This window comes from Okeania hirsuta (genome assembly GCF_003838195.1).
GTDB classification, from domain to species: domain Bacteria; phylum Cyanobacteriota; class Cyanobacteriia; order Cyanobacteriales; family Microcoleaceae; genus Okeania; species Okeania hirsuta.
Genome location: NZ_RCBY01000279.1, coordinates 1 through 8,286 on the forward strand (window position 1 = coordinate 1; position 8,286 = coordinate 8,286).

Sequence of the window (8,286 nt, forward strand, 5' to 3'; positions counted from 1 at the left end):
TAATTTTCCTCCTGTCTCCTGTCTCCTGTCTCCTGTCTCCTTCTTCAAGAGTTATATCATGTCCGGATAATTAGTGATAAAAAAACTTTCTCCTTCTCCTGTTCTTCTTCTTCCTTCTTCTTTCTTCCTTCCTGACTCCTGACTCCTGACTGCTCCGTCATTATTTATTTATAACTGTTCAACCGGACATGATATAACTCTTGAAGAAGGAGACAGGAGACAGGAGAAACGCGATATTATCAATCCACTCTTTTTCGATACCCAACTAATATTTATTGCTTCGGTATTCTCTAAAAGAATACAATATCCAACAACTCAAATTAAGATTACTATATGAAAAACCTAAACATTTTCAACTCTGCCTATTTCTGGTATTTCTGCTTTACCGTAATTTTCCTCCTCTCCCTAGATTTTTGGTCATGGAAGCAAACAATTTCCTTTTCAATTCTCCATCTACCAACATGGGTTTTCTATTTTATTGCTTTACAAATTATTCTCGCTTGTGCTATTTTGATTTTCTCTCAAACATTCTGGAAAACTGAATCTAAAAAGGAGAATAAATCGTGAGAGAAAACCTAATTCCCTACTTAATCATCAGTATCTATTTACTCTCAACTCTAGCCATCGGAATTATAAGTTATCGCAGCCAAGAAAATACTCCAGAAGATTACTTCCTCGCAGATAGAAAAATTAATTCCATAGTTTTATTTTTCACTCTCATTGCCACAAATTTTAGTGCTTTTACCTTCTTAGGATTTTCTGGTGCTGGTTATCGTATTGGTATCAGCTATTATCCCATGATGGGATTTGGTACTGCCCTAGTAGGAATTACATTTTATTTGATCGGTTATAAAGTTTGGCTTTTAGGAAAAGAAAAAGGCTTCATTACCCCATCAGAATTAATTGAAAGTCGCCTCCCTAGTCAACCACTAAAATTATTATTTTTAGCAGTAATGATAATTTTTACTATACCTTACTTAACCCTACAACCAATCGGTGGAGGTTATATTATTGAAAATTTAACTAACGGGCAAATTCCTTATTTTTGGGGAGCAGCTTTTTTAACCTTTATTATTGTATTGTATGTGTTTTTAGGAGGCATGAGAAGTGTAGCTTTAACCGATGTTTTGCAAGGAATTTTAATGTTAGTTTTAATGATAGTAGCAGTAGTAGCGATCGCTCAAAGTCTCGGAGGTTTTTCTGAAGCTAATCGCACTGTCTATCAACTAAAACCAGAACTTTTCTCTCGCTCTGGAATGAATAATTTTTTCACTCCCCATAAATGGTTTAGTTATATGTTTATTTGGGGTTTAAGTGTACCGATGTTTCCCCAAATGTTTATGCGATTTTATACTCCTAAAACTGCTAATTCCCTCAAAATTTCTGCTAGTTTATATCCCTTAATTACTGCCTTAATATTTATTTGTCCTGTTTTAATCGGAATGTGGGGTCATCTTAACTTTCCCGACCTAGTAGGAAAAGAAGCAGATAAAATTTTTCCCATGATGTTAGGAGAATATACATCTACTGGCATTGCTTCATTAGTAATGGTAGGTGCCTTAGCAGCATTTATGTCAACACTTGATTCACAACTTTTAGCATTAAGCTCCATGATTACTAGAGATATTTATATTATTTATATTCGTCCCCAAGCTACTCTTGCAGAACAAACTTTTGTCGGGAAAATATTAATTGTTATTTTAGCAATAATAGGTTTAACTCTTGCAGCAAACCCCCCAGCTACAATTGCAGCGATCGCCACTCAATCTTTTACAGGTTTAGCAGTATTATTTCCCACAGTTATTGCTGCTTTATATGGAAAAAATATTTCACCTATTAGCTGTATAATTTCGATTATTTTTGGAGAGATAGCAGTTATTGGTTTTCAGATAGGTATGATTCCTCAAAGTTTTACTTTAGGATTTTTGCCCGTGGTGCCGATAGTATTAGTTTGTGCATTAATAATTGTAGTCGGAAGACTAATTAATTTGCCAAAAAATTAGTCTATAACAGGGAACAGGAATGACATTTCTTTTATCCTTTGTATTATTATCTTAATCCTTGTTGTTGGAACCAAGTATCTGCCCAAGCTGCATCATTTTCTGATAATTATGGTACTGGTTTTTGAGTGTAATCTATTTTTAAATCGTAACTGCCAACATCATAAATATTATTTAATAAAGCTTGTAAATCTATAATTGGTTCAGTATCTTCTGGGCGTAATGGTAATGGAAATTCAGGGATTTTATTTTGGATATTAAAAGCATATAGATCGGCTCTTGGTCGTTGCTTTCCGCGACTCACTAAAATCTGATAATGACTTTTACTTTTATGATCTAAAATAGGCATTCGTTGACCGCGACGCAGTAAATATATTTCGATAAAATTAGTCAAACTATCTAAAATTTTTTCTCGTTTTTTTTGATATATTTTTCTGCCTTTTCCACCTCTTTTATTAGAAGGAGATAATATTTCTATGGTGGTTACAACTTCCTTGGTTGCTACTTCTTGAATTTCCAAATATCCTTGGCGAATAGTTATTGGTATTGGCAGAGTTACTGTTATAGGTTTTGTGGAAGTTGCTGTTGCTGTAACCTGAGATTCTGTATAATTTGATTCGTTAGTTTGGTTTTTTTTTGACAGGACTGAAACATCAGGAAGACCTACAAGTAAAGATTCTGTATCGTTGTCTTCATACATTCTGACTTCTACAGAAACAAAATATTTTGGACGTAGTTGGGGAGATAATAATTGAGCAAGATTGCTAATTAAAAAGAGATGTAATCCCGACCATAAATCGGGATGTTCTAAATATGGGTCCATACCAGGAAATGGAGATGGCATTAATTTTTCTCCTTTGGTCGTTATATCTTTAAGGGGTAAAGGGCAGTTTGCCCCTACATTATTACATTTCTATCAGACTTGATATTATTTCTTCTTTCGACTTTTTAGAGTAACTAGCAAAACAGGGCGTAACACCCAGAGTAGAAAAGCAACTGCTATAATAATAGCGGTTGGACTATTTCCATGCTCTAATAACGGATTTAGATCTATGGGTAAAATATTTGTGCTAGGTTGACTGGTGCAAACTATATCTTCTTTAGGAAACATTTTGGTTTCTCCTATTAGTTACATTTCTATCTGAACATGAAATTTTTGTACTTTAAGCAAAGTTTTGACTCACCTTAGAAAAAAGTTTTAGTTCACTACTTTTGCCTTGAAAAAAAAGTGAGCTAAAACTGAAACTTAGCTGAATAAAAAATTTACTTTAGAAGATATAAAATTTACTTTGAAGATATAAAAATATAAATATGGCTGTTACTCTCAGAGCTTCTAAAGAGGGGCTACAAAAGGTTGATATAGCTAGAAAAAAGAAAGGTTGGACAAAAACAGAGGGTGCTTGGTGCGGACTAGCGCTAACTTCACAAGCAACTTTAAAACGTTTTTGGCGCAGTCTTCCCATTGAGCGAGATACTTTTATTGGTATTTGTGAGAATGTAGGGATTAACTGGGAAGAAGTTATGGACAACGCTCCTCCCTCACCTCAAAATTCCACTGTTGAATTTTTTTCTTATGATGATGTTTGGGTGGGTAGAGAAAACCTGATAGCTGAATTAACTACAAAAGTTAAAGAGTCTTGTCGCTTAGTTATTCTGGTTGGTATTAGTGGTATTGGTAAGACTGCTTTGGCAGAAAAGTTGGCGGTGGAGCTACACCAAGAATTTTTGCAGGGAGACTGGAGCAAGTTTCGCCAGGAAAATTTTGATAATGAGCAAGAAACTAAAGATTTTCGGAGTGTTGCTCTCCGGTGGTTGAAAAAGTGGGGAGTGTCTCTCAGTGAAGATGATTATCAATATGTGGAAAGGTTACTCTCTAAATTAGTTAATCGTTTGCGGCAACATCGGTATCTGATAATTATTGATTCTCTGGAAAATATTTTGGTGGGAAATGAGGAAGAGGGATGGAGTGATTTTCAGGATGAGTTGTGGGTGAGATTTTTTGAGCAATTTTTGGCTGCTCCAGAATGTCAAAGTCGCATTATCTTGACTTCCCAAGATTTCCCTGGGCAAATTCCCGAACGTTATCAGAATTTCTGGGTGTCTCAACCTTTGACTGGTTTGAGCAAGTCGGAGCAGTTGCAGTTGTTCGAGAAAACTGGGTTGGAGGTTGAGGAAAATTCTCCTAACCTACCTTATTTACAACGTATTGGTAATGCTTACGAGGGTCATCCTTTGGCGTTGCGGGTGATTGCCGGAGAAATTGGCAGCAAACCTTTTAATGGTAATGTGGTAGCTTATTGGAAAAGGTATGGTAATGAAATTGAGGAGGTGGAAAAGGGTATTGAGGAGGCTAAAAGTAAGGGGATAATTGGTGCTGATGATAGGTTTCGGTTAAACAGATATACTCGTGACTTGCGGAAAAAAGTCAAGTTGCGACTGGATAAGACTTTTTTCCGGTTGCAGAAAGATGCGCTTAATGCTTATCGGTTGATTTGTGCTACTGGAATATATAGATGCGAGGTGCCAGAGAGTTTTTGGTTGAATCATTTGGAAGACTGGAGTTGTAGTAAGGATGAGCAGGAGGTGGCGTTGCTGACTTTGCGCGATCGCTTTTTGGTTGAGGAAGTGGGAGTTGATGAAAGTGGTCAGTTTCTGCTGAGACAACATAATTTAATTCGTAGTGTGTCGTTGGAAAATTTAAAGAGGTTGGATGGGGAAAATGGTTGATTTATCTAAGTCGGGGTCGAAAGTTGAAAGCGATCGGGTAGGAAGAGTTAGTTTGCCTCCTGCTGATTATGTCTTGGAATTATTGAAGCTTGACGCAGATGCTTTGAAGTTAATTGAGCCACCTTCTAAGCGTCACGACAGTATTGCGATGAGGCGATCGCTATTTTCACAGAATTAGGAGTGCCAGAATTGAAAGAATGTCAGGAGTTGCGGGAGGAAATTCACAAGTCTAGTAGGGTGTGTTAGCGAAGCGTAACGCACCGAAATATTTTGGGCGGTGCGTTACATTTCATTTTCATGTCACGCAGTGAAACGCACCCTACTGGACTGCTTTTCCCAATATTGATGGTAAAATCTTATTCTGCAAAAAAGAATCCTCTGCACAGAAGAGCGATCGCGTCAGCGGAACGGAGTTCTATCGCTCCTCATTTCCTCTCTTGCCAAAACTGCTCCTTTTAAGTATCCTACTATAGACAAAACCACTTCCCCAAAAAATTCCCATGAAAACAAAAAGCTTTACTGCCATAGTTTACCGAGAAGAGGATATGTATATAGCTGAATGTCCTGAAATTGGTACAGTTGACCAAGGTTCCACAATTGAAGAAGCACTAGCAAATCTTAAAGAAGCAACAAGACTATATCTCGAAGAGTGTCCGCCATCGGACGAGACAACCCCAAGATTTGTTACCAATATTGAGGTTAGTTATGCCTAGACTGCCAAGAATTTCCAGCAAAGAAGCAATTCGCACCCTAGAGCGTCTGGGTTTCCAGCAAGTCAGACAAACAGGTAGTCACGCTTCAAAAAACCCTTACCAGATGGAAAAATTGTTTGTGTCGTGCCACTGCATAACGAATTAAAAATTGGTACTCTTAGTGGCGTTCTCAAACAAGCTAAAATTACCCCGGATGAGTTTATCGCAAATTTATGATGGACAGAAAAAAAGAATTGATATAGACAGACGCATCCAAAATGGTGCATGATGACGAATTGTTAAATGCTTTCCACAGTCTAAATTTGATCCGTAAATACACACCCTACAAATTTTTCTATAATCATCAAATTATTTACTAAAATTAAACAATTCAAATGTCACAATCAAATTATTATGGTAAACTACAATCCACTACTCAACCTACCATCAAGTGACGAATTACCTGATTCAGACGACAAACCCGTTGATCGCGAAATACAAATTCTAATTCCTAACCTGCTAATGTTAATTTTAAATCAGTTATGGGGCGATCACTCTGATTGGTTTTTTGGCGTAAATATGGGAATTTTCCACACCACCGGGTCAAGTCCTAGAGTGGCTATAGTTCCTGATGCTTTGCTCAGTCTGGGAGTTCCACGACTCAAAAATAATAAATTGCGATCCTCCTATGTTCTTTGGGAGGAAAATTATGTTGTTCCGATACTGGTATTGGAGATTGTTTCTAAAACTTATGGGGGTGAATACAATGAAAAAATGATTGATTACGCTCGGTTGGGAGTATTGTATTATGTCATCTATAACCCAGATTATACCAAGCGAGACAAACACGAACAATTTGAAGTGTATTACTTGGTAGATGGAGCATACCAACGTTTAAAAGGAAATCCCGTGTGGATGCCAGAAATTGGTCTGGGGATAGGAACTGAAGTTGGTAATCATTACCGTTCCGAACAAGAGTGGTTGTATTGGTATGACTCTGAAGGGAACAGGTTTATGACCCCAGAAGAGGAAGCACTTCAGGAACGACAAAGAGCTGAACGACTTGAACAAATGTTGCGTTCCCTTGGTGTTGATCCAGAACAGTTGTAGCTATATCTTAAGTCATATCATGTCCAGCAGCATCGGTATTTTCAATAATTGATAATTGATAATTAGGGCTTGCTGAATAAAATTGTAATCAATGTCTTTCAACAATTAATAATGAATAATTACCTCTTCTTTTCAAGGAGAGGATTGACTAATAATGAAAAATTTTTTTTATTATCCCCTTAAAAGGGGAGGCTTTAAACCACAATTTTTCGGAAAAGGTTTCTAGGGTTTTTTATTTTGAAAAAGTGCAAGGTTTTTGGCTGTTGTCGCCTCAAAATGCTAGTACTTTTCCCCTGACTATCAGAAAATTTGGCCGTAGTAGATAGTCTAAACTGTTGCCTCACAGGAGTGCGCTACCAGGTGCAACTAGCCTCCGGAGGAGGAGCTGCGCTAACGTCGTCGCGGGGTCGCACCGCTGTTGCCTGTTCCCTGTTGCCTATCATCACCATTAGACTTTTTCAGCAAACCCTAATTACCTCTCCCTAATTATCAATTATCCATTATCCATTATCCATTATTGAAACCCTACTACTGCTAATTAAACCAAACTCTGAGCTGGTTTATAACTTTGAATGGCTTTCATATATTGCGCCCTTTCAAATTTACTCTCATCAGGACAATTAATTTGACTCATACTACCGCGCATCTGTGCTATTGATTCATATTCATGTTCTTCCATCCAATGAATCATTTCATTTTCGATAACTTGAATATGATTAATTCCATGACGTAATAAAGTACCTACTAGCTGAGTTACATTCGCACCTGCCATCACCATTTTAATCACATCTTGCCCTTTTTGTACGCCGCTAGTTGCTGCAAAATCAACTTCTAATCTACCGTACAAAATAGCTATCCAACGCATAGGTAAACGCATTGCTTGTGGCGTACTTAATAACACATTAGTTACAACTTCTAGCTCTTCAATATTAATATCTGGCTGATAGAAACGGTTAAATAAAACTAATCCATTTACCCCTGCTTCTACCAACTTTTTCGACATATTTGCCATGTTACTAAAAAAGGGGCTAAGTTTAATAGAAACCGGAATATTTACCTCAGATTTAACAGCTTGCAGAATACTAATATAATTCTGTTCTACTTGTTCCCCAGTCATATCCATATTAGTAGGAATATTGTAGATATTTAACTCTAAAGCATCTGCACCAGCAGCCTCTAATTCTTTAGCATAATGAGTCCAGCCACCAATGGTTGAACCATTTAAACTGGCAATAATTGGCATATTTACCATTTTTTTTGCCTGACTAATATGCTTTAAATATTCCGAAACACCGACATGAAATACTTCTGGTTCGGGAAAATAAGTTAGAGCTTCTGGAAAACTTTCTGTGCCGTATTCTAAATGATGTTGTAATTCCAAACGTTCTTCACGAAGTTGTTCTTCAAATAAAGAATGTAAAACTACTGCAGCAGCACCAGCATCTTCCATCCGTTTGAGATTATCTAAGTCTTCGGTTAAAGGTGCAGCAGCTCCTACAACTAATGGGGAACGTAATTGTAATCCTAAATAATTTGTCGTAATATCCATAATGTTTAATTCAAAATTCAAAAGTCAAAAGTCAAAAGCGAAAAAGGCGTAGAAGGCGTAGGTTGGGTTGAGGAAACCCGTTAGTGCAGCTCATCCGTAGGATAAACCCAACAAACACCTATTCGGCATCGAGCTACTTACAAATTCTAGCCCATAAATTGTAAGGTGCTGTGAGGAAAAAGCCAGATCTTTGCGAATCCCAACACCG

At 37.2% G+C, this 8,286-nt stretch carries 10 protein-coding genes; 7 read left to right on the top strand and 3 right to left on the bottom strand.

Annotated elements, in window-relative coordinates; all coding sequences use genetic code 11:
- Positions 1-563: 563 nt before the first annotated feature.
- Complete coding sequence (locus D5R40_RS27890) at positions 564-2,003, top strand: sodium:solute symporter family protein (protein WP_124146840.1); 1,440 nt, start codon at positions 564-566, stop codon at positions 2,001-2,003.
- Between the two features lie 106 nt (positions 2,004-2,109).
- On the opposite strand, the gene D5R40_RS27895 is transcribed toward D5R40_RS27890, so the two are convergent.
- Together D5R40_RS27895 and D5R40_RS27900 are read right to left on the bottom strand one after the other, a co-directional pair.
- The gene (locus D5R40_RS27895; protein ID WP_124146839.1) at positions 2,110-2,844 is read right to left on the bottom strand and encodes a DUF4058 family protein; all 735 of its coding nucleotides are present in this window, start codon (positions 2,842-2,844) and stop codon (positions 2,110-2,112) included.
- An 84-nt stretch (positions 2,845-2,928) separates the two neighbouring features.
- Positions 2,929-3,111, bottom strand: a complete 183-nt coding sequence (locus tag D5R40_RS27900; RefSeq protein WP_124146838.1) for a hypothetical protein — start codon at positions 3,109-3,111, stop codon at positions 2,929-2,931.
- A gap of 200 nt (positions 3,112-3,311) precedes the next feature.
- Here D5R40_RS27900 and D5R40_RS27905 point away from each other — a divergent pair, with 200 nt between their 5' ends.
- From D5R40_RS27905 to D5R40_RS27925, 6 genes are all read left to right on the top strand, one after another.
- Positions 3,312-4,727 carry an ATP-binding protein gene (locus D5R40_RS27905; RefSeq protein ID WP_124146837.1) on the top strand — a complete coding sequence of 472 codons (1,416 nt, stop codon included), beginning with the start codon at positions 3,312-3,314 and terminating at the stop codon, positions 4,725-4,727.
- Complete coding sequence (locus D5R40_RS27910; RefSeq protein ID WP_124146836.1) at positions 4,720-4,905, top strand: hypothetical protein; 186 nt, start codon at positions 4,720-4,722, stop codon at positions 4,903-4,905. The genes D5R40_RS27905 and D5R40_RS27910 overlap by 8 nt, the downstream gene beginning before the upstream one ends.
- 322 nt (positions 4,906-5,227) lie before the next feature.
- Positions 5,228-5,440 (top strand): type II toxin-antitoxin system HicB family antitoxin, encoded by a 213-nt coding sequence (locus tag D5R40_RS27915; RefSeq protein ID WP_124146835.1) that lies wholly within the window; start codon positions 5,228-5,230, stop codon positions 5,438-5,440.
- Positions 5,433-5,585 carry a type II toxin-antitoxin system HicA family toxin gene (locus D5R40_RS27920; RefSeq protein ID WP_240039137.1) on the top strand — a complete coding sequence of 51 codons (153 nt, stop codon included), beginning with the start codon at positions 5,433-5,435 and terminating at the stop codon, positions 5,583-5,585. Before D5R40_RS27915 ends, D5R40_RS27920 begins: the two co-directional genes overlap by 8 nt.
- Positions 5,564-5,656 (top strand): type II toxin-antitoxin system HicA family toxin, encoded by a 93-nt coding sequence (locus D5R40_RS40205; protein WP_240041671.1) that lies wholly within the window; start codon positions 5,564-5,566, stop codon positions 5,654-5,656. The genes D5R40_RS27920 and D5R40_RS40205 overlap by 22 nt, the downstream gene beginning before the upstream one ends.
- Positions 5,657-5,833: 177 nt before the next feature.
- On the top strand, positions 5,834-6,529 hold the full coding sequence (locus D5R40_RS27925; RefSeq protein ID WP_124146834.1) for a Uma2 family endonuclease: 696 nt from the start codon (positions 5,834-5,836) through the stop codon (positions 6,527-6,529).
- 538 nt (positions 6,530-7,067) lie between these two features.
- Here the strand turns inward: D5R40_RS27925 and D5R40_RS27930 are convergent.
- Positions 7,068-8,078, bottom strand: a complete 1,011-nt coding sequence (locus tag D5R40_RS27930) for a dihydroorotate dehydrogenase-like protein (RefSeq protein WP_124146833.1) — start codon at positions 8,076-8,078, stop codon at positions 7,068-7,070.
- Positions 8,079-8,286 lie beyond the last annotated feature (208 nt).

What these genes read in the sequence shown, in the direction of transcription:
- D5R40_RS27895 (WP_124146839.1), bottom strand. Translation starts at nt 2,844, where the DNA reads ATGCCATCTCCATTTCCTGGTATGGACCCATATTTAGAACATCCCGAT.
- D5R40_RS27900 (WP_124146838.1), bottom strand. Translation starts at nt 3,111, where the DNA reads ATGTTTCCTAAAGAAGATATAGTTTGCACCAGTCAACCTAGCACAAAT.
- D5R40_RS27905 (WP_124146837.1), top strand. Translation starts at nt 3,312, where the DNA reads ATGGCTGTTACTCTCAGAGCTTCTAAAGAGGGGCTACAAAAGGTTGAT.
- D5R40_RS27910 (WP_124146836.1), top strand. Translation starts at nt 4,720, where the DNA reads ATGGTTGATTTATCTAAGTCGGGGTCGAAAGTTGAAAGCGATCGGGTA.
- D5R40_RS27915 (WP_124146835.1), top strand. Translation starts at nt 5,228, where the DNA reads ATGAAAACAAAAAGCTTTACTGCCATAGTTTACCGAGAAGAGGATATG.
- D5R40_RS27920 (WP_240039137.1), top strand. Translation starts at nt 5,433, where the DNA reads ATGCCTAGACTGCCAAGAATTTCCAGCAAAGAAGCAATTCGCACCCTA.
- D5R40_RS27925 (WP_124146834.1), top strand. Translation starts at nt 5,834, where the DNA reads ATGGTAAACTACAATCCACTACTCAACCTACCATCAAGTGACGAATTA.
- D5R40_RS27930 (WP_124146833.1), bottom strand. Translation starts at nt 8,078, where the DNA reads ATGGATATTACGACAAATTATTTAGGATTACAATTACGTTCCCCATTA.